A 19723-nucleotide genomic window follows, 5' to 3' on the forward strand; every position below is an offset into this window, starting at 1 on the left:
CAAGGAAGACGGTTACGATTGGCACTGCTGCAAGAGCTGCACCTGCCATGATCAAACCATAGTTGGTTGCCATTTCGGCCTGCATGGTCGCAACCCCGAGTGAGATGGTCAAGTTTTGACGTGAAGTCAACATAACCAACTGCATAAAGTAGTCGTTCCAAGTATTGATGAAGGTAAAGATCGCAAGGGCTGCAAATCCTGGTTTCACGATAGGGAAGGCTACGCTCCAGAAAGTACGAATCTCACCACAACCGTCGATTTTAGCTGATTCAAGCAATTCTGTAGGGATATTTTCACTGAATTGTTTCATAAGGAAGACCCCGAATGGCCATCCAATCAAAGGCAGGATAACTGCCCAAAGAGTATCGTGAATTCCCATGAAGTTGACGATACGTACCAATGGTACAAGGACAACTTGTTTTGGAAGAGCCATGGCAGCGATAAAGACTGCAAAGAGGATGCGCTGACCATAGAAACGTTTTTTAGCCAAGACATAACCTGCTAGAGAAGAGGTTGCACACACTAGGAACATGGTTACCAGTGAGATAAATACAGAGTTCCACATCCACTGCATAGCAGGGTTTTGCACCATGAGTTGTTGGAAGTTCTCCATGGTTGGCATTTTAGGGAACCACTGTGGCGGAATCATAATGGTATCAGGCTGTGATTTGAAGGCACCTGTCAAGATCCAGTAGAATGGAAAGATGAACAGTACGGTCAACAAGAGCAAGATAATCGTTGAAATAACAGTGAAAGCTGTTAAAGGTTTCTTTTGTGTAGGTTGCATAACTGTCTCCTTTCTTTAGTATTCTACGTCGTTTCCGAGGATCTTGAATTGAGCAAAGCTGACAATGGCAATCATCACCGCCAAGAAGACACCGATAGTATTTGCATAGCCATATTCTGTCAATTGGAAAGCTTTTTCGTAAAGGTAGTACATCAGTGTACTTGTTGAGTAGTTTGGACCACCAGAAGTCAAGAGCTGAATCAAGGCGAAACATTGGAATGAGTTGATGGTTGTAATGATCGCGATGTAAAGAGTTGTTGGAAGAAGGCTAGGCCATTTGATCTTCCAGAAGACTTGAAACTCAGTCGCACCGTCAACACGCGCCGCTTCAACAAGTGAGTTGTCAATATTTCCCATAGCAGCGATATAAAGGATAATCGGTTGACCAACAGATGTTGTCAAAAGGATAATCATAATCGCTAGCAAAGCCCAGTTTTTGTCACCCAACCAAGAAATGTTTTGGCTGATAATATGACTTGACTTAAGGACAAAGTTCAAAATCCCTGATAGTGGGTCATAAATCCATTTCCATACAACCGTTACGGCAACACTACCTGTAACTACAGGAAGGAAGAAGACGAAACGATAGAAAGAACGGGCAATGGCATTTTGATGATAGGTTTGAGATGCTACAAAGAGCGAGAAGAGAACCACAATCGGAACAGATCCAATAACCAGGATAACGGTATTGATCAAAGACTTCATAAAGACAGGGTCTTTAAACATGCGAATGTAGTTGTCAAAGCCTACAAACTCAAATTTAGTCATGGAGTAGTTAAAGAAACTTGTAATGAATCCCATAATCATAGGAGCCAAGACAAAGATGACAAAGAAGAATAACACTGGTGCTAGGAAAGCGTAGGAAATCACTGTTTCCCGCATACGAATTTTATTGACTTTCACAGTCGGCACCTCTCTTTCAAATAGAATAGTTTTTGATTTTCTTGAACTGTTTTAAAACCAAAATGAAATTTTTTAAGATTCGCTTATGTAAGAACTTCATTTTAATTTCGTGACAGTTCCTACCATTTCAAACAAAAGTCCCCCTTTTCTTACACCATAGTGCACAGGGAAAAGGGGGGAATCAATCTGACTTAGTGCTTATTGTTTTGTAGCTTTTTTGATTGTTTCGTTAGCTTTTTCAGTGAAGGCTTTCAAGGCATCCGCTGGTTTTTCGTCACCATTTGATACAGATTGCAACATTGGGAACCAAAGGGTTCTCATTTCAGCAAATCCATCGATAGTGTTGTAGTATGGTGAGTAGTATTTAGTCCAGCCACTGATTGTTTCCATACGTTTGTCTTCATAAAGTTTACCAAATGAAGTACGAACTGGGAAAGCACCTGTACGAACTACGTCTTTAGGACCCCATTCTTTGTCATCTGCGATGAATTGAACGAATTTCTTAGCAGCTGCGACTTTCTTATCGTCTTTGTTGTTAAATACTGCAAATCCGTTTACAAGGTATTCAAGAGATGGTTTACCAGAGTCTGATGGGAATGGTACTTCTACCACATCTACCTTACTTGCTTCCAAGAGTTTCGCTTGGATACCGTTTTGAGCTGGTGCCCAAAGGATTGTGTATGAAGTTTGACCGTTGGCAAAGTTTTGGATGTCTGCTCCACCGTCAAATTGTGAACCATTGTTCAACAAACCGTCTTTGATCCAGCTAGCAGCTTTTTCAAGACCTTTGACGAATTTAGGATCGTCTGTTGTATATTTGGTTACGTCTTTGTCTGTTACAGAACCGCCATAAAGGTTTGCAACGAAGGCACGTGTTCCTTGGTCTCCCCCTTGACCAGAACTGAACAATGAACCTGGTGTATATCCTTTATCTTTAAGCGCTTTCAAAACTTTTTCAAAGTCATCAGTTGTCCAACCTTCTTTTACAAGGTTTGCAACTCCAGCATCTTCCAACATTTTCTTGTTCATAGCCATGTAGAATGGAGCTGAACTGATTGGATACATGTAAGCTTTGTCTCCAGCCTTACTTGCTTGTACGATGTTTTCGTTGTTGACATCTTTGACAAATTCGTCTGTGAAGAGGTCGTTCAACTCAGCCAATTTACCATTTTTACCGTATTGGATGATACGCCCTGGTGCGTCAAAAAGTACGTCTGGCGCTGTTCCCGCTTCGATGGCTGTTGTAATCTTTTCAGGACCTGACTTGAAGTCGATGGTTTCCAATTTCACTTTTACATCTGGATTTGCTTTTTCGAAAGCTTCGATGATTGATTTTTCATAAGTTCCAACACCGTCACCCGTTTTTTCTTGTGTGAAGACTGGGAATGCCCACCAAGTGATTTCTGTTTTTCCGCTATCGCTACTAGAGCTTCCAGCATCTTTACTTCCACCAGAGTTACCACAAGCCGCAAGGCCAAGAATCGCAGCACCCGCAAGTACTGTACAAGCTAGTTTTCTAAATTTCATTTGTATTCTCCTAATTGATAAGCGTATCCATATTGGATAATGAGTTCTTTATATTTGTATACGTTTTCATTTTATCCGACGCATCGACCACTCTCCTCTTTTTTGAGATTGTGTTATTTTAGACCGGCAACAAAGCGTTCCGTAATCTCTTTTGGTCTAGTAATCGCTCCACCAACAACGATACCTCGCACCCCATACTCAAGGATTTGCTTAGCTTGTTCTGGTGTATGAATTTTCCCTTCCGCGATGACATCCACCCCTGCTTCACACAGTTTTTTGATCAGTTCAAAGTCTGGACCATCCACTTTGGGACTATAAGAGGTGTAACCTGATAGGGTTGTTCCAACAAAATCAATCCCTGCTTCAACTGCTGCTATACCCTCTTCAAACGTGCTAGTATCAGCCATTAAGAGTTGATGCGGATATTTTTCTTTGACTTGTCGGATAAAGTCCTGAATTTCCAAACCATCGTAACGTTCACGTTTGGTACAATCCAGAGCAATGACCTCAATATCTAGTTCAGCCAGTTCATCCACTTCTCTCATCGTAGCTGTAATGAAAGGCTCCTGTGGCGGATAGTCACGTTTGATAATCCCGATAATCGGGAGTTTCGTAACCTCCTTAATCTCCTTGATATCGCGAACACTGTTTGCTCGGATACCGACTGCTCCACCTTGCTCAGCCGCTTTGACTAGCAAGGGAATGACTCCTCCCGCTTCTGTATAAAGCGGTTCGTGAGGAAGTGCCTGGCAAGAGACAATGATTCCATCTTTGATTTGTTCAATCAAGGCTTCTTTGCTGATCTGTGGCATCCTCTTTCCTCCCTTTCTTGTTCTTATGGGCTTATTATATATCATTTGTTAAGCGCTTTCAATAGCTTGTAGTAGAATAGATTTCAGTTTCAAAACTATTTTATAGAACAGACTATCCTGAAAGTAGTTTCAGACTTCTTATGATTTCGAAGCAAGCTGAATTTAATAAAGAAAGATAGCAGGCTGAAAAACCTGCTATCTCTTCTGAGACTTATTCAAATACTTTTGCTTATTATTCTTTTCTCTTCTTGCCAAATGCAAACAAGGATAAAAGAACACCTGCAAGACCAAGGGAAATCAGTGAGTTTGTTTCCTTACTTCCCGTATTCGGAAGTTCATCTTGTTTAGCTGCTGGCGCTTGATAGGTCACATCTTGGCCTAGAGACAGTTTGTTGTCTGCTGCCGCCAATACTAAATTGGTGTCTCCCTTATACTCTGGAAGTTCATGGACTGCCGCCTCAGCACCATTGACGCCACCTATGTACTCTGGTAGATCATTTGAAGCTGCCAAGACAAAGTTAGCACCTCCTCTATATTCCGGAAGCTCGTTTGAGGCTGCTAGAACTGCATTGACACCACCCTTGAACTCTGGAACCTCATGGACTGCTGCCTCAACAGCGTTGACACCACCTGTAAATTCAGGCTTTTCAACCGTTGGCGCTGCTTCTTCTCCTACTGTTGATAATGGACCGGTGTACTCTGGCATCTCTGCCACTGGGGCTTCCTCAGCATTGACACCACCAGTGAATTCTGGTTTTTCTACTGTAGGAGCTGGTTCTTCACCTACTGTTGCCATTGGACCTGTATACTCCGGAACTTCATGAACCGCTGCTTCTTCTGCATTAACACCACCTGTGAACTCTGGAACCTCATGGATAGCAGCTTCACTGCCATTAATACCATCGCTTAGTTTAGAGCCAGCTAAAGAAACTGGTAAATTGTGCATGCTTTCAATTGCACCCTCAGCTAGACCTGTAATTCTTTGACCCATATCCTCTGGATCTATTGTGAATAGGAGAGTTTTTGTATCGTATTGGGTCATGAAGGTTGCTGTCTTGCCATTTGCCAATTGAAGGGTCGGAGCCTTGTTGACCAATACTTCCGAATCGAACTCCATGGCTATAATACCTGGCCATTTTTGAATAGCATATTTTACTTTTGCTTCTTTAGGAGATATTCTGTCTTTGCTTAAGAAATCCCAGTTGAATTTCTTATAGGATAAAGTATAATCGTTTTGATTGCCATCCGCATGCTCATAAAGCAAACCATATTCGCCATTTCCGAGTTCTTGGAGCGAGTTGTATGCAAACTTACCACTTTGTATAGGATTGTGTTTCAGCCATGTCAACTCACCATTCTCCTCAACACGAGCCAGGTGAACCAAACCATTGTTGCGTCCAGGACCACCAGCATTGCTGAGTAGAATGTATTCCTTTCCTTCATGCATGGTGTGAATAGCGGACATTTGAACATAAACGTCTTTTACTTGAGGATAACGTTTGATTTCCTTATCCCACGTTGCTCCCCCATCATGACTGGTCGCAACCTGAAGATCACCAGTCAACCCACGCATAAAGAGCTTGAGATCCCCATTATTCAACTGAACAACAGTTGACTCCGTATTTTGGGCACCTGGATTATTCATGGTTGAAGAGTGAATGGTTTGGTTGCCTACTGGGCGGTTATCATTAACTGCTTCCCCTGCTTGCCATGTTTCTCCATGATCATCTGAATAAATTACACGAGATGATTGAGAACCACTTAGGTAGGAAACGTTGTTTGTTGTATAAACTGGAATCACCAGTCTTCCCTTATGAGGCCCTGTACGCAAGGCAATGCCAGTACCAGGTCCAGTTCCTAGGAAGTGCATCCAATCTTTCCGAATCCCATGAGTAATATCTTTTGGTGCAGACCAAGTCTTCCCATCGTCATCACTGTAGGACATCCATAGGTAGTTGGTATTGGAAACTCTAAAAATATTCTTTTCGCTATATTCAAAATAAATATTTCCGATTAGCTCATTCCCTTTATACAAATCTCCCTTATCGCTGTAGGCTGGTTTTTTAGGGTCAACGACAACACGATAATCTGTCTTTCTATTTTGAGGGTCGAAAACCTCTCCGTTTTCTCGAATCGTATAGCGACCTGATTCTCCTTGCTTATATAAAACTTGATAAACTTTATCTCCCACTTGTTCATAAGCTTTCGGAGCTTGCCCCGGCAATGAAAATACTGCCTTACTTTCAAGGAACATGTCGTAAATTGCAAAAATTCTCTTTGTTTCAGGGTCTTGCACCAAGGCCATATCAATATTAACTGGAGATGGCCATTCTGCATGTTTAGCGTGCTCATTGTCACGAGGATTTGAGATTACGATTCGGTCTCCCCATGTTTTTCCATTATCTTCACTGCGTCTAATGACCATGCCGATATCACCCCAGTCACTCGAATGGAGACGGCGTTCATCTGCACCTGCAATCAGCGTTCCTTTATCTGTCTTGAGAAGAGCTGGGATACGATAGCTCTTGATACCATCTTTATTTGGTTGATTGTTCCTACCACCTTCAAAGACGTCTTCTTTCTCAGAGATTTTCGCACCTTCTGGTAGTTTCTGTTCCAATTCACCTCTTTCAAATAATTGACTTCGTGTTTGAACTTCATCTGGGCTTAAAGCACGATCATAAACGGTTAGGTTTCGGACTTGTAGATTTGAGGACCAAACTGTTTTCTTGCCCCGTTTGGTTGCTCCAAGTTGAGCTTGATTAACATCTGGCATATCTTTGATGAAGTTCCCAGATTTTAGACTTGTTCGAGATAAGACACCGTTCACATAGAGACGAACTCGACCATGAGGTAACTCCGCTGTCGGTTGTTCGACAGTAAAGGTCACGGAATTCCATTGTCCTGGGCGAACTTTCAAAGGAGCATCTGTATACTTATCATAGAACTGTTCCCCGTTAGCGCCACGCCCTTCAATAAGAGCTGTATTATCAAGGACCGACATAGTAAAGTACTCATTTTCCTTGGTGTCACTGGATACAGAGAAGAGATTGTAAAAGCGTGGAGCTGATGCATCTGGTTTGAACTCCATGTGAACTGTAGCATTTTTTAGTTGCTTTAGTTTGTCTAGTTCACTTGATAAATCGACTCTCTGACCATTTGCCGCATTGGTTTCAACATCTTCTTTTTCAAGGACAGGATTAGCATTTTTTAAATCTCTTGAGTAATAGTCACGAGGAATAGCACCCTGATCCTCTGATTCCTCTTCCTTATTTGCTTCTTCTGCAGGGGTTCCCGTAGAGGATGGAGTTTCTGATTCTGCACTCTCATTTTTTTTCAAATGATCTTGGTCCACCACAACGCCGTTGTCTTGAGCTGCTGCCAATTTGCCAGCCAAATCTTTATCCAAATGAGCAAGATCTCCCGAGGACGCTTCTTTTGGCAATTCTGATAAACCTTGACCAGGTTCGACAGTTTCTGTATTGGCTCCTGCTGCATTGGCTTGCTCTTGAGCTAAGACTGGATTTGCTCCAAATACCACTGTACCAATCACTACCGATGCTGCACCGACTGCAAATTTTCGAATTCCGTATCGCTGTTTCCGATTTAAAGATTTGTAATTCATGTTTGTCCTTTCATTTTTCATAAAATAAAGCGCTTTCTTTTTCTTTAAAAATTTTTATTGTCTCTCAAGAGACAAGTTTTACAAGAAAGTATCCAACTTAATGAGAGCTCCCAATCCTCTCCCATTTTCTGCTGAGCCCGAGTTTTTAACCACCCGGCAGCCTTTTTCCTCCTTTCACAAGTGACTTTTCCTTTATTATACAATAAAGTCTTATATTTATATCTGTGTTCCCACAGAATAGATTTTACTTTTAAGAATATTTTAATATTTTAAATTTTCTAAAAGTACTTTCAGGTTTTGGACATAAAAAAGAGAGCTTCTGGGCTCTCTCATTCATTATCTTACGTACTTAAAAGGAATTTCACTACCACAGAGCCAGTTATAAACCTGATCATTGACAAAAACATTCATGGCTTCGTGAGCATACTCAGGCATGATGCGATAGGCCTTTTCGCAGGTCAGACGGTTATAAATTGCAAACTGGGTAATAGGATAGCAAACATCGTCGTCCAAGCCCGTAATCATCTTGACCTCACCTTGAATGCGATGGGCAAGATTTTTCACATCGATATAGGCAAGGGTTGCCATGATTTCCTCCTCTGTTTCATGGAAGGGATCGTGAAACTTGAAATAACGGAAGAGTTCATCATAGGCTTCACTGGTATTGCCAATCTCAAGCACTCGTCTAAAGTCTGACAAGAAAGGATAGATGGCAACTGTTTTCTGAATCCGAGGATTGAGCGCTGCTGCAACCAGAGCTAAAGCACCGCCTTGTGAGGCACCATAGCTAGAAAGTCGCTTCTCATCCACCTGTGGCAGACTAGCAATAATTTCAACCAACTGGTAAATATCCAGATAAACATCCTTATAAAAGAGATGTTCACGACCCTCAACAGCACCACGGATGATATGCCCTTTCACCGTATTTCCTAGTGAAGAGCGCGAGCCGTCTTGCGAATAGCCCGACTGGCCTCGGACATCCATGGAAACAACACCGTAACCAGCCACAGTGAAGGCCAGCATGTCGGCCCAGTCCCAGCCACGTCCCATATAACCATGGAAATGGAAAATTAACGGAACTTTACCCTCAGTCTTTGGAAGAACGACACGTGCATAAACCTTGCCTTCATTGGTTCCTTCAAAAGTGAGCTCATAGCACTTGACTTGGGGAATATGGAAATCTCTTTCCTCCAACTGGTAGGCAGGAAGGACTGAAACTTTTTTGACCTCTTCATCCCAGAAAGCATCAAAGTCTTCTGGCACCTCATCCCGTCCTTTATAAGTCTTGATTTCTTCTAGTAAAGCTGGATTTTTCATAGCATGCTCCTTTAGTTTTGTAATCGCTATCATAACTCTAGCATATCTAGGAAAGCAATGCAAGAAAGAATGCTAAATAGAAAGTGATTTTAGATTCTCTTTCCTCAAACCTATCGTCTGAAAGTAGTTTTAAAAATAAAAAGAGCGTTTCCGCTCTTCGTGTATCAATAGGTGCTAGCTCCTTTCTCTAGTTTGACGGTTTGGAATTTCTTTTGGTAGGTTACTTTAATCGTCATGTGAGAGTCCTCGTTTCTTTTTGATGATTCTAGTATAAGGCCCAAACCTAAAAGCTAGCTTAAGTTTTCCTTAGAGAAAGCTTATACTCAATGAAAATCAAAGAGCAAACTAGGAAACTAGCCGCAGGTTGCTCAAAGCACTGCTTTGAGGTTGTAGATAAGACTGACGAAGTCAGTTACATATATAATCCAAGGCGACGTTGACGTGGTTTAAATTTGATTTTCGAAGAGTATTAATCTAGATGTTCTTTCTTTTCCAGATGGAGAGCAATCATGCGCCATTCTGGATCCTCTTGCCAACCTTCTATCGAACTAATGTAGCTGGCAACCTTTCTGGCTTCTTCTAAAATCGGAAAATCTTCGATAATATCCGCCACTTGAAACTCTGGAAGTCCTGACTGTCTGGTTCCAAAAATCTCACCAGAACCACGCATTTTCAAATCTTCCTCCGCAAGGACAAATCCATTGGTCGTTTCTGTCATGATGCGCATGCGGTCCTTCCCAGACTCAGTCTTAGGATTAGCCACAAGAACAGCATAGGACTGCTTGTCACCCCGACCCACACGGCCTCTGAGCTGGTGAAGTTGGCTGAGACCGAACCGATCGGCATCCATGATAATCATGACGGTCGCATTAGGGACATTGACCCCAACCTCGATAACCGTCGTCGAAACCAGAATATCCGTTTTTTGCTCTTTGAAATCCTGCATGATTTGGTCTTTTTCGTCACTCTTCATCTTCCCATGTAAAAGAGACACCTCTGCCTTGCCGGCAAAATGAGCTGTCAACTCCTCAGATAAGGCAATAGCATTTTTCAGATCCAAAGCTTCAGATTCTTCGATCAGGGGAGAGATAACATAGGCTTGCGAACCTTTTTGAATTTCCCCCTCTAACCAAGTCAAGACCTGAGGCAGCTGCTCATGCTTAATCCAGCGCGTCACAATCGGCTTCCGCCCTGCTGGCATCTGGTCAATAATGGAAACATCCATATCGCCAAAGGCCGTGATAGCCAATGTTCGTGGAATGGGCGTAGCCGTCATCATGAGAACGTCAGGATTGTCGCCTTTTTCTCTCAGAATACGCCTTTGCCCCACACCAAAACGGTGCTGCTCATCGATGATAATCAAGCCAAGACGAGCATAATCCACCCCATCTTGTATCAAAGCATGGGTTCCGATAATCAAATCAGCCTCACCCTTGGCAATGGTCTCCAAGACTTCTCTTTTTTCTACAGCTTTCAAGGAACCTGTCAAGAGAGCCAGTTTCAAGTCTGGAAAAAGGTTCTGTAAACTCTCAAAGTGTTGCTCTGCTAGGATTTCTGTTGGAACCATGAGAGCCGCCTGGTAGCCAGCCGTCACCGCTGCAAACATGGCTAAGCCAGCGACCACCGTTTTTCCGCTCCCCACATCCCCTTGCAGAAGACGATTCATGTGATGGTCGGACTTCATGTCGGTCAAAATTTCCTGCAAACTCTTTTCCTGAGCTTGGGTCAGGGCAAAAGGCAGACTTTCTTTAACAGCCGACACTTTTTCCTGGGACCAATTCAGAACCAGACCACTTCCCTGAACTCTATTTTCAGACTTGAGTGACTGCAACTGCATTTGAAAATAAAAGAGTTCCTCAAATTTGATCCGACGAAGGGCCTGCTTGTATTCTGCCAAATCCTTAGGAAAATGCATAGCGCGAACAGCCTGGCAACGGGACATGAGTTTGTATTTATCCAGCAAAGACTGGGGAAGATTTTCCTCTATCAAGAGGTCCAACCCCTGATCAAAGGCTGTCTTAATGACCTTAACCAGACTGGCCTGACTGATTCCCTGAGCCAGACGATAAACAGGTTGGAGGTCTTCTTCCACCTGAGCCAGAACCTTCATCCCAGTCAGACTGGCCTTGGCACGGTCCCATTTCCCAAAGACAGCCAGGGTTGCACCCAACTCTATCTTATCAGCCAGATAGGGTTGGTTAAAAAAATTCACCGCAAAAACGACTTCTCCCTGCTTGAGACTAAAACGCAGGCGATTGCGCTTGAAACCATAATATTGGACACTGGCAGGAGTCACGACTTGACCAGATAGGACAGCCTTTTCGCCATCTTCCAACTCTAGCACCTGCTTGGTCTTGAAATCTTCGTAACGGAAAGGAAAGTAGAGCAAGAGGTCTTGCAAGTTTTCAATTCCTAGTTTGGCGTATTTCTCTGCTGACTTTGGTCCCACACCAGGTAAGACATGCAAGGGTTGGTGTAGATTCATGCTCCACTCCTTTCTTTTTAATGATATTCTCTCGGAATGCGGTCGCTGAGGAGGCAAACCACCTCATAGTTAATAGTTCCACGATAAGTCGCTACCTGAGTAGCTGTGATTTCCTTGCCACCGTTTGTGCCGATCAGGGTTACTTTTGTTCCTAGCGGATAAATCTTAGGCAGACGAATGGTGATTTGGTCCATAGATACTCGTCCGACGATTGGGCAAGCTTGACCATCTACCAAGACAGAGAAATTCTGCATGTCTCGTGTCCAACCATCCGCATAACCGATTGGCACCGTCGCAATGACTTGCTCACTATCCGCTTGATAGGTGGCTCCATAGCCCATGCAAGCTCCAGCTGGAACTGTCTTGACATGAACCAGGGCAGACTCCAAGGTCAAGGCTGGTGTCAAATCATAGGGTAAGTCCAAGACCTCTCCACTTGGATTGAGACCATACATGGCATCTCCCATACGGACTGCATTGAAAATAGTCTCTGCATGCCAGAGGGTCGTTGCCGAGTTACTGGCATGAACCAGTTCTGGAACTTCCTTCATACTTGCCAAAATAGCTTTAAAGCATTCTAACTGGGCATTAAAATAGGCATCTGATTCTTCATCTGCAGTAGCAAAGTGGGTAAAAATCCCCTCAACACGAGCACCGTGTTGTTGGAGCATGGTTTGAGCCTGCTCAGCCTCACTAGCTTCTCTAAAACCAATTCGTCCCATTCCTGAGTCAATCTTGAGGTGGACAGTCAAGCTAGATAAATCTGTCTCCCTAGCTAAGAGCGCTTGAATCCATTCCACCCCAGCCACAGTCAAGGTGATGTCGTATTCTTTTGCTAGAGCAATAGCTTCTATCTCAGAAACTCCTAAAATGAGGATTTTCTTGCTGAGTCCAGCCTGACGGAGTTCGATGGCTTCATCAATATTGGAAACACAAAATCCATCAACATCGTCCTGAATCGCCATCGCAACGGCAACAGCTCCATGCCCATAGGCATTGGCCTTGACCACTGCCCACTTGAGCGTTCCTTCAGGGATATGAGCCCCCATTTGCTGAATATTTTGTCGAATAGCTCCCAGATATATCAGAGCCTTGGTTGGTCTATGTGGACTAGCTTTCATGATTTTCCTCCAAAATGACACTGGCTGTCACAAACTGATCTGTATGGCTGATAGATAGCCAAATCTTTCCTGAAAATGGTGCCTGACTAAAATAAGGCGCGCCTCGTTCATTGTTCAAAACTTCCAAATCCTGAAAGGTCAGTTTGCCAATACCAGTTCCCATAGCCTTGGAAAAGGCCTCCTTAGCCGACCAGCGACCTGCCAAGTATTCGATTTGTCTGCGCCCTTTGAGACTGGTAAAGCGCTCCATTTCTTTAGGGGTCAGCACGCGCTTAGCAAAGCCCTCACGTCGTGTAACTGCGTTTTCTATCGAAGCCAATTCTTCGATGTCAATTCCGTGTCCAACTATCATACTCATAAAAGGAGCTGAGATTCCCCCAACTCCATCCTTTTCACTTATTTTGTTAAGGTAGTATAAATTTCTTCTACCAGGGCTACTGTATTTTCCCAGCCTAGACAAGGGTCGGTAATGGAGCAACCAAAGACCTCTGGTTGGTTTTGACGACCATCAGCTAGGTAAGATTCGATCATAAAGCCTCGAACCGTCTTTTTAATCTTTTCATTCCAGTCACGATTCAGCAAGGCTTGACGAACAATGCGAATTTGTTCCATATACTGCTTGCCAGAATTGTCATGATTGGTATCGATGATAATGAAGGGATTTTCAAGCCCCATAGTCTCATAGCGATTGATGGCATTTAAGAGGGTTTCATAGTAGAAATTGGGTTCATTTTTACCATATTCGTTCATGGCACCACGAAGAATAACATGGGCCAAAGGATTTCCTGAAGTTTCCACTTCTTGGCCATGGTAAAGGAAGGTTTGCTTGTTTTGAGCCGCATAGATGGCATTAAACATGACCCCAAGATTTCCAGATGTTGGATTTTTCATCCCAACCGGAGCATCAATCCCAGAGGCTACAAAGCGGTGTTCTTGGTCCTCCACTGAACGAGCCCCTACAGCATGGTAGCTGACCAGATCATCAACCAAAACGAGATTTGACGGATAAAGCATCTCATCAGCTGTTGTCAATCCCGTCTCCGTAATCACACGATAGTGCAGCTGACGAACAGCTTGCAAACCATTGATGAGACTAGGAGCCTCGCTAGCATTTGGCTGATGAATCAAACCCTTATAGCCATCTCCATTGGTACGAGGTTTAGCTGTATAGACTCGCATGACGATAAAGATTTTATCCGCAACTTTTTTCTGCAAGTCAGCTAAACGGCGGGCATATTCCAAAACAGCATCTTCATTGTCAGAAGAGCAAGGTCCCATCACCAAAAGAATTCGGTCGTCCTCACCCGAGATGATGGCTGCCAACTCTCGATCTCGTGCTTCCTTATAACGCAAGACTTCAGGTGACAGCTGAGTTGCAGCCTTGATTGCTTCAATATCTATTTCTTGACCTTTTTCGATAAATGCCATCTTATTCTCCTAGCGTTTGGTAGATTTCGCGAACAAGTGCTTCCGTATTGTCCCAGCCGAGACAAGGGTCCGTGATAGACTTGCCAAAAACTTCTGGCTCATTTTGACGTCCATCTTCCAGATAGGACTCAATCATAAAACCACGAACGTATTTCTTGATTTTCTCATTCCAGTCACGGTTAATCAAGGTCTGACGAACGATACGGATTTGATCCATGTACTGCTTGCCCGAATTGTCATGATTGGTATCGATGATGATAAAGGGATTTTCCAAGCCCATCTTCTCATACTGATCAATGGTATCCACTAAATTATCATAGTAATAGTTGGGAATGTTTTTCCCGTATTCATTCAAGGCACCGCGAAGAATAGCATGAGACAAAGGATTTCCAGTCGTTTCCACCTCTTTGCCGAGGAAGAGAAAGCTCTGCTTGTTTTGTGCCGCATAAATCCCATTAAACATAACATTGAGATTTCCAGATGTTGGATTTTTAAACCCTGTCGAAAACCCTGCTCCACTCGCTACAAAACGGTGTTGCTGGTCCTCAACTGAACGAGCCCCAACAGCCATATAAGAAATCAAATCATCCACCAAAGGAAGGTTTTCTGGGTAGAGCATCTCATCAGCCGTTGTCATACCAGTCTCGGTAATCACGCGGTAGTGGAGCTGACGAACAGCCTTGATCCCATTGATCAAGCTAGGAGCTTCTGTCGCATTTGGTTGATGAATCAAGCCCTTATAGCCATCTCCATTGGTACGAGGTTTAGCTGTATAGACACGCATGACCATAAAAATACGGTCTTTGACCTCTTCTTGCAAAGCAGATAGACGCTTGGCATACTCGAGAACCGCCTCTTCGTTATCAGATGAACATGGTCCTATCACCAAGAGAATACGCTGGTCTTCCCCACGAATGATGGCTTCCAATTCCTGATCACGTTGATTTTTTCTCGCAAGAGCCGCTCCCTCTAATTTAGACAAGGCGCGAACTTCTTCAATGTTAATTTTAGGACTTTTAGCTTTAAATACCATGATTCATCTCCTTATAAAGCAAACGGACACCAAGCAAAAAATGATTTTTACCAGGTATCCGCCTGTATCTTATCTCATATTATTGTCTCTTTCCATGACAGTTCTTGAATTTCTTACCTGATCCACATGGGCATTGGTCGTTCCGTCCGATTTGGCTCAAGTCCAAATCTTCTGGAAGGCTTGCCTGCTGCGCTGCGATATTACGAGTCGCAGTTGTACTGATATTGTGTTCAGTTTGCGGACGTTCTTGTTCATGGATTTGTGCTTTCATCATCAAGCGGGTCACATCGAATTCAATCGATCCAATCATGTCGTTAAACATGCGGAAACCTTCTGCTTGATATTCTACAACTGGGTTGTTTTGAGCATATCCACGAAGACCAACAGCATTTCGCAACTGGTCAAGAGCATCGATATGGTCTGTCCACTTGTTGTCTACAACACGTAGAATCAAGACTTTTTGGAATTCTTTCACTGCATCTTCGTCACGAAGCTTAGCAACTTGGCTGTCATAGACTTTCAAGGCACGTTGGAAAAGTTCATCTTTGATAGCTTGGTCTGACAGACCTGCAAGATCTGAACGGCTAATTGAATCTTCTGGAAGCAAGTTATACTTAGCAAAGTTCAAGATTGCTTCCAATTTTTCATCTTCCTTAGAACGTGCATGTGCATCCACGATACGTCCAATGGTACGACGAATCATAGCATGGATTTCTGGTGCCAAGTCACGATCTGCAGTAATGACATCATAACGTTGTGCATAGATGATCTCACGTTGTTCACGCATAACATCATCGTATTGAAGGACTTGTTTACGAGTGTCGTAGTTGTTTCCTTCGACACGTTTTTGAGCTGCTTCAACTTGACGCGTTAACATGCGAGATTCGATGGCTTCGTCAGACATATTGAGACGTTCAAAGACACCTTTCAAACGTTCTGAACCGAAACGTTTCATCAAATCATCTTCAAGAGACAAGTAGAATTGTGACTCACCTGGGTCTCCTTGACGTCCTGAACGTCCACGAAGCTGATTATCAATACGGCGACTTTCGTGACGCTCTGTACCAATGACGCAAAGACCACCAAGTTCACGAACTCCTTCACCAAGCTTGATGTCGGTACCACGACCGGCCATGTTGGTTGCGATGGTAACGGCACCACGTTGACCAGCGTTCATGATGATTTGCGCTTCTCTGTAGTGGTTCTTCGCATTCAAGACTTCGTGAGGAACACCTGCTGCTACCAATTTCTTAGAAAGGAAGTCACTCGTTTCAACGGCAACTGTACCTACCAAGACCGGCTGACCTTTTTGGTAACGAGCTTTTACATCTTCAACTACAGCCTTAAATTTCGCATCAAGACTTGCATAAAGAAGGTCTGAGTGGTCGATACGTTGAATTGGACGGTTAGTTGGGATTGGGATAACACGAATGTTGTAGATTTCGCGGAATTCTTCTTCTTCTGTTTTACCAGTACCTGTCATACCTGCCAATTTCTTATACATACGGAAGAGGTTTTGGTAGGTAATAGAAGCTGATGTCTTGGTCTCATCTTGGATTGGCACACCTTCTTTTGCTTCAATCGCTTGGTGCAAACCATCAGAGTAACGACGACCTTCCATGGTACGACCTGTAAATTGGTCGACGATCAAGATTTCCTGCTCTTCACTAACCACATAGTCGATATCGAGAATCATGATATAGTTGGCACGGAGGGCATTGTCGATAAAGTGAGTAAGAGCTACATTTTCAATGTCGTAGAGATTTTCTAATTTGAAGTAGCTTTCAGCCTTGTCAATACCAGAATCTGACAAACCGATCGTCTTAGACTGAACGTCAATGATATAGTCGTCCTTGTCCAAAGATTTCACGAAGTGGTCCGCCATATGGTAGAGTTGGCTTGTTTCAACTGCGTTGGCACCTGAAACGATCAATGGTGTACGAGCTTCGTCGATCAAAATTGAGTCAACCTCATCGACCAAGGCATAATTGAGTGGACGTTGCACCATGTTTTCTGCACGAACGACCATGTTATCACGAAGGTAGTCGAAACCAATCTCTGAGTTGGTTGAGTAGGTAATATCACAAAGATAAGCTTCTTTTTTCTCCATTGGAGATTTTGCTGTCAAGTTGATCCCTACTGACAGACCGAGCCATGAGTACAATTCACCCATTTCAGTCGCGTCACGTTCTGTTAGGTATTCGTTGACTGTAACTACGTGAACCCCTTTACCTGCAAGGGCATTGAGGTACACTGGCATGGTCGCTGTCAAGGTTTTCCCTTCACCGGTACGCATCTCTGGAACGTCACCATGGTGAAGAACAATCCCACCCATGACCTGAACCTTATAAGGGAAAAGCCCAAGGACACGTTTTGCAGCTTCGCGAACTACCGCAAAAGCCTCATATAGCAATGAATCAAGTGATTCACCCTTGTTGTATCGTTCTTTAAATTCGTCAGTTTTCGCTTTTAGTTCTTCGTCTGACATTGCAGCCATTTGGCTCTCATAGTTAAGAACCTTATCAGCCATCTTTTCCAGACGACGAAGTTCTCCTTTATCATTTTCAATAATCGTTTTTAAAATATTAGCCATGATTTTCCTTACTTTTTATTCTGAATATTTTAGAATGTTCTTTTAATTTTAGCATATTTACCATTATTTTTCAAGAAAGAATCCTTAATTTACAACGGAAAAGGCCAGTTAAAATTCAGCTTTTTTTGCATAAATCTTCTGCGGCTACCTTTTTGTTTTTTGTTCGAGATGCATGCTTGATGATCCAAGCACAACTTGGACTTAGCTCCTCCTTTTGCCAAGTTTGAAGAATCCTTTCAAACTTATCAGGGTCTTCCTTGTACAAATCATTTAGATTATTGGCTACACTTTTTTGAATAGACTTATCTCTATCATCTTTTAGATTGGCCAAAATAGTGGTGAAATCCTCAAAATAATCCAATACCACGGTTTGTCTCTTAGCCCAAGGCAGACGGATACGCATACATTCGCTGGCAAGTCTGCGAACGCGCAAATTTTCATCCCGACTCCATTCTAACAGCAAAGCCATTGTAGCCTTAGGATAGCGAGCCAGCAAAGGTCTCATAGAAAATTCTCCAGTAAATCGCTTGGTTAGTTCCTTACTAAAGGCCGCGCTCAATTCAAATTCCTTGTCCCCATATAGCTCTACATATTTTCCGATTGGCCAAAGCCAATATCCTTCTGAGAACATACCTAAACCACCCTCTAACTCAGGACCCAAAATTTTCTCAAAAACCTTGAGAGAGTCCTCATAAGATAGGGGAAGGCAATCTTTGATACTTTTAGCCAAGAGTTCTTGACGCTGGCTAAACTCCAACTCTTCCAAGTCTTTTTCTACCAACAACCTAAACTTTCGCTCATCAAATGCAGGGGACGCTTCTTTCAACCGTCGACTCAAATCCATAGCATAAGCCAAGTCATAATAATCTTTTACTTTTTTAGCCATTTTTCAAATCCCTTAATCTTCATTTTACGGGACTTATTATATCATACAGACAGCCCGTCAACAAAATTATTTTCATATCTCCAACTATTTTAACAAGGAAGAAAAAAGGACTAGAAGCTAGTCTAGTCCTTCATTTCTTAATGTTTAATTTCCCAAGAATACAGGCAATATCCCAAAATACCAAAAGAGATTGATCCAGAAGGCCAAGCAAAAGATGATGCCAAAGATGAGAAGACTGATTTTTTTAATCAGCACAGAGTATAGGATGGATAAAACTCCAAAAACCACAAAGAGTTTTTTCATAACGAAATAATATACTGAAACTCCTCCTATTTGCCAATCCCAAGGAAGGAAAAACATGAGGAACCAGAGAAGGCAAATCGTAAGAATATATCTCTTGTAGTGCGCTTCAAGAAAGGCTTTTGTTTTCTCCATAGCAAACCTCCATTTCAGTCACTGTCTCTTCCCTTTTATTATACCAAAAAAACCTGGAAAAAGCTTTCCAGGTTTGAGTTTAAAATCACTAGTCATGCTAGAGAAATTCCTTTATTCATAGGCTGATTCACTTTATTGACTTGATGAAGATGTTCCAAAATCGACCTTAGGAACTGTCTTGGCTTCTTCTGTTTCTTTAAAGGTTTCAGCTTCTTTAAAGTTCATCATATTCGCAAAAAGCACGGTTGGAAAACTTCTCAACTTTTGATTGTACTCAGCTGCAACCTTATTATAGTCCTTGCGTGCTACAAAGATACGATTTTCACTTCCTGAAAGTTCGACCATTAGTTGCTCAACATTTTGATTGCTCTTGAGTTCTGGATAATTTTCCGTCAAGGAAATCAAGCGGGAAAGAGCAGAGCTCAATTCTCCCTGAGCCTTTTGGTTTTCTTCCGAAGTTACTGAGCTACTACCGATTTTAGCTCTAGCATCAGCAATCTTGGTAAAGACTTCGGTTTCATGATTCATTTGTCCTTTAACGGACTCCACCAAGTTACCAATCAAGTCTGAACGACGTTGGAGGGCTGTAGAGACATCGGCCTGAGCCTGTTCCACTTTAGTCTGTTCACCAACCAAACCATTATAGGTCGTCACTGCGGAACAACTTCCCAGAACTAGTAGTCCAAAGAAAATCGCCACTATTGAGAGAATTACTTTATTTTGTTTCATATCAAAACCTTAACACTTTCTTTTATCAACTTTTCTGAGAAA

General features: G+C 42.8%; 15 protein-coding genes. All 15 read right to left on the reverse strand.

The window, feature by feature from the left end:
• A partial coding sequence (locus tag HMPREF0849_RS07145) for a carbohydrate ABC transporter permease (protein WP_009013690.1) occupies positions 1-787 on the reverse strand: 787 nt, incomplete at its 3' end.
• Positions 788-802: 15 nt separating this feature from the next.
• Entirely contained in the window at positions 803-1669 is an 867-nt protein-coding gene (locus HMPREF0849_RS07150; protein WP_002874780.1) for a carbohydrate ABC transporter permease, read from the reverse strand.
• A 219-nt stretch (positions 1670-1888) separates the two neighbouring features.
• Positions 1889-3217, reverse strand: a complete 1329-nt coding sequence (locus HMPREF0849_RS07155) for an extracellular solute-binding protein (protein WP_000672119.1) — start codon at positions 3215-3217, stop codon at positions 1889-1891.
• Positions 3218-3330: 113 nt separating this feature from the next.
• On the reverse strand, positions 3331-4029 hold the full coding sequence (locus HMPREF0849_RS07160; RefSeq protein WP_001135658.1) for an N-acetylmannosamine-6-phosphate 2-epimerase: 699 nt from the start codon (positions 4027-4029) through the stop codon (positions 3331-3333).
• A gap of 232 nt (positions 4030-4261) precedes the next feature.
• On the reverse strand, positions 4262-7654 hold the full coding sequence (locus tag HMPREF0849_RS07165) for an SIALI-17 repeat-containing surface protein (RefSeq protein ID WP_009013692.1): 3393 nt from the start codon (positions 7652-7654) through the stop codon (positions 4262-4264).
• 336 nt (positions 7655-7990) lie between these two features.
• Positions 7991-8971: an acetylxylan esterase gene (locus HMPREF0849_RS07170; protein WP_000795099.1), complete on the reverse strand. Its 981-nt coding sequence runs from the start codon at positions 8969-8971 to the stop codon at positions 7991-7993.
• A gap of 469 nt (positions 8972-9440) precedes the next feature.
• Positions 9441-11483, reverse strand: coding sequence for an ATP-dependent DNA helicase RecG (gene recG, locus HMPREF0849_RS07180; RefSeq protein WP_269479229.1), 2043 nt, complete (start codon positions 11481-11483; stop codon positions 9441-9443).
• On the reverse strand, positions 11474-12577 hold the full coding sequence (gene alr, locus HMPREF0849_RS07185) for an alanine racemase (RefSeq protein WP_000648101.1): 1104 nt from the start codon (positions 12575-12577) through the stop codon (positions 11474-11476). Before alr ends, recG begins: the two co-directional genes overlap by 10 nt.
• Positions 12567-12929, reverse strand: coding sequence for a holo-ACP synthase (acpS, locus tag HMPREF0849_RS07190; protein ID WP_008278293.1), 363 nt, complete (start codon positions 12927-12929; stop codon positions 12567-12569). Before acpS ends, alr begins: the two co-directional genes overlap by 11 nt.
• Positions 12930-12973: 44 nt before the next feature.
• Positions 12974-14005 carry a 3-deoxy-7-phosphoheptulonate synthase gene (locus HMPREF0849_RS07195; protein WP_000864035.1) on the reverse strand — a complete coding sequence of 344 codons (1032 nt, stop codon included), beginning with the start codon at positions 14003-14005 and terminating at the stop codon, positions 12974-12976.
• A gap of 1 nt (position 14006) precedes the next feature.
• Positions 14007-15038 carry a 3-deoxy-7-phosphoheptulonate synthase gene (locus HMPREF0849_RS07200; protein WP_000231311.1) on the reverse strand — a complete coding sequence of 344 codons (1032 nt, stop codon included), beginning with the start codon at positions 15036-15038 and terminating at the stop codon, positions 14007-14009.
• Positions 15039-15117: 79 nt separating this feature from the next.
• Positions 15118-17631, reverse strand: a complete 2514-nt coding sequence (gene secA, locus HMPREF0849_RS07205) for a preprotein translocase subunit SecA (RefSeq protein ID WP_001284118.1) — start codon at positions 17629-17631, stop codon at positions 15118-15120.
• A 115-nt stretch (positions 17632-17746) separates the two neighbouring features.
• Positions 17747-18517, reverse strand: coding sequence for a DNA alkylation repair protein (locus HMPREF0849_RS07210; RefSeq protein ID WP_001085875.1), 771 nt, complete (start codon positions 18515-18517; stop codon positions 17747-17749).
• A gap of 144 nt (positions 18518-18661) precedes the next feature.
• Positions 18662-18952, reverse strand: a complete 291-nt coding sequence (locus tag HMPREF0849_RS07215; RefSeq protein WP_000415958.1) for a hypothetical protein — start codon at positions 18950-18952, stop codon at positions 18662-18664.
• Between the two features lie 132 nt (positions 18953-19084).
• Positions 19085-19681, reverse strand: a complete 597-nt coding sequence (locus HMPREF0849_RS07220; RefSeq protein ID WP_000812473.1) for a LemA family protein — start codon at positions 19679-19681, stop codon at positions 19085-19087.
• Between the last annotated feature and the right edge of the window lie 42 nt (positions 19682-19723).

The organism is Streptococcus sp. C300 (assembly GCF_000187645.1).
Lineage (GTDB): Bacteria > Bacillota > Bacilli > Lactobacillales > Streptococcaceae > Streptococcus > Streptococcus oralis_CQ.

Excerpts from the sequence above, each read along its gene's own strand:
- HMPREF0849_RS07150 (WP_002874780.1), bottom strand. The coding sequence starts at position 1,669 with ATGCGGGAAACAGTGATTTCCTACGCTTTCCTAGCACCAGTGTTATTC.
- HMPREF0849_RS07155 (WP_000672119.1), bottom strand. The coding sequence starts at position 3,217 with ATGAAATTTAGAAAACTAGCTTGTACAGTACTTGCGGGTGCTGCGATT.
- HMPREF0849_RS07160 (WP_001135658.1), bottom strand. The coding sequence starts at position 4,029 with ATGCCACAGATCAGCAAAGAAGCCTTGATTGAACAAATCAAAGATGGA.
- HMPREF0849_RS07165 (WP_009013692.1), bottom strand. The coding sequence starts at position 7,654 with ATGAATTACAAATCTTTAAATCGGAAACAGCGATACGGAATTCGAAAA.
- HMPREF0849_RS07170 (WP_000795099.1), bottom strand. The coding sequence starts at position 8,971 with ATGAAAAATCCAGCTTTACTAGAAGAAATCAAGACTTATAAAGGACGG.
- alr (WP_000648101.1), bottom strand. The coding sequence starts at position 12,577 with ATGAAAGCTAGTCCACATAGACCAACCAAGGCTCTGATATATCTGGGA.
- acpS (WP_008278293.1), bottom strand. The coding sequence starts at position 12,929 with ATGATAGTTGGACACGGAATTGACATCGAAGAATTGGCTTCGATAGAA.
- HMPREF0849_RS07195 (WP_000864035.1), bottom strand. The coding sequence starts at position 14,005 with ATGGCATTTATCGAAAAAGGTCAAGAAATAGATATTGAAGCAATCAAG.
- HMPREF0849_RS07200 (WP_000231311.1), bottom strand. The coding sequence starts at position 15,038 with ATGGTATTTAAAGCTAAAAGTCCTAAAATTAACATTGAAGAAGTTCGC.
- secA (WP_001284118.1), bottom strand. The coding sequence starts at position 17,631 with ATGGCTAATATTTTAAAAACGATTATTGAAAATGATAAAGGAGAACTT.
- HMPREF0849_RS07210 (WP_001085875.1), bottom strand. The coding sequence starts at position 18,517 with ATGGCTAAAAAAGTAAAAGATTATTATGACTTGGCTTATGCTATGGAT.
- HMPREF0849_RS07215 (WP_000415958.1), bottom strand. The coding sequence starts at position 18,952 with ATGGAGAAAACAAAAGCCTTTCTTGAAGCGCACTACAAGAGATATATT.
- HMPREF0849_RS07220 (WP_000812473.1), bottom strand. The coding sequence starts at position 19,681 with ATGAAACAAAATAAAGTAATTCTCTCAATAGTGGCGATTTTCTTTGGA.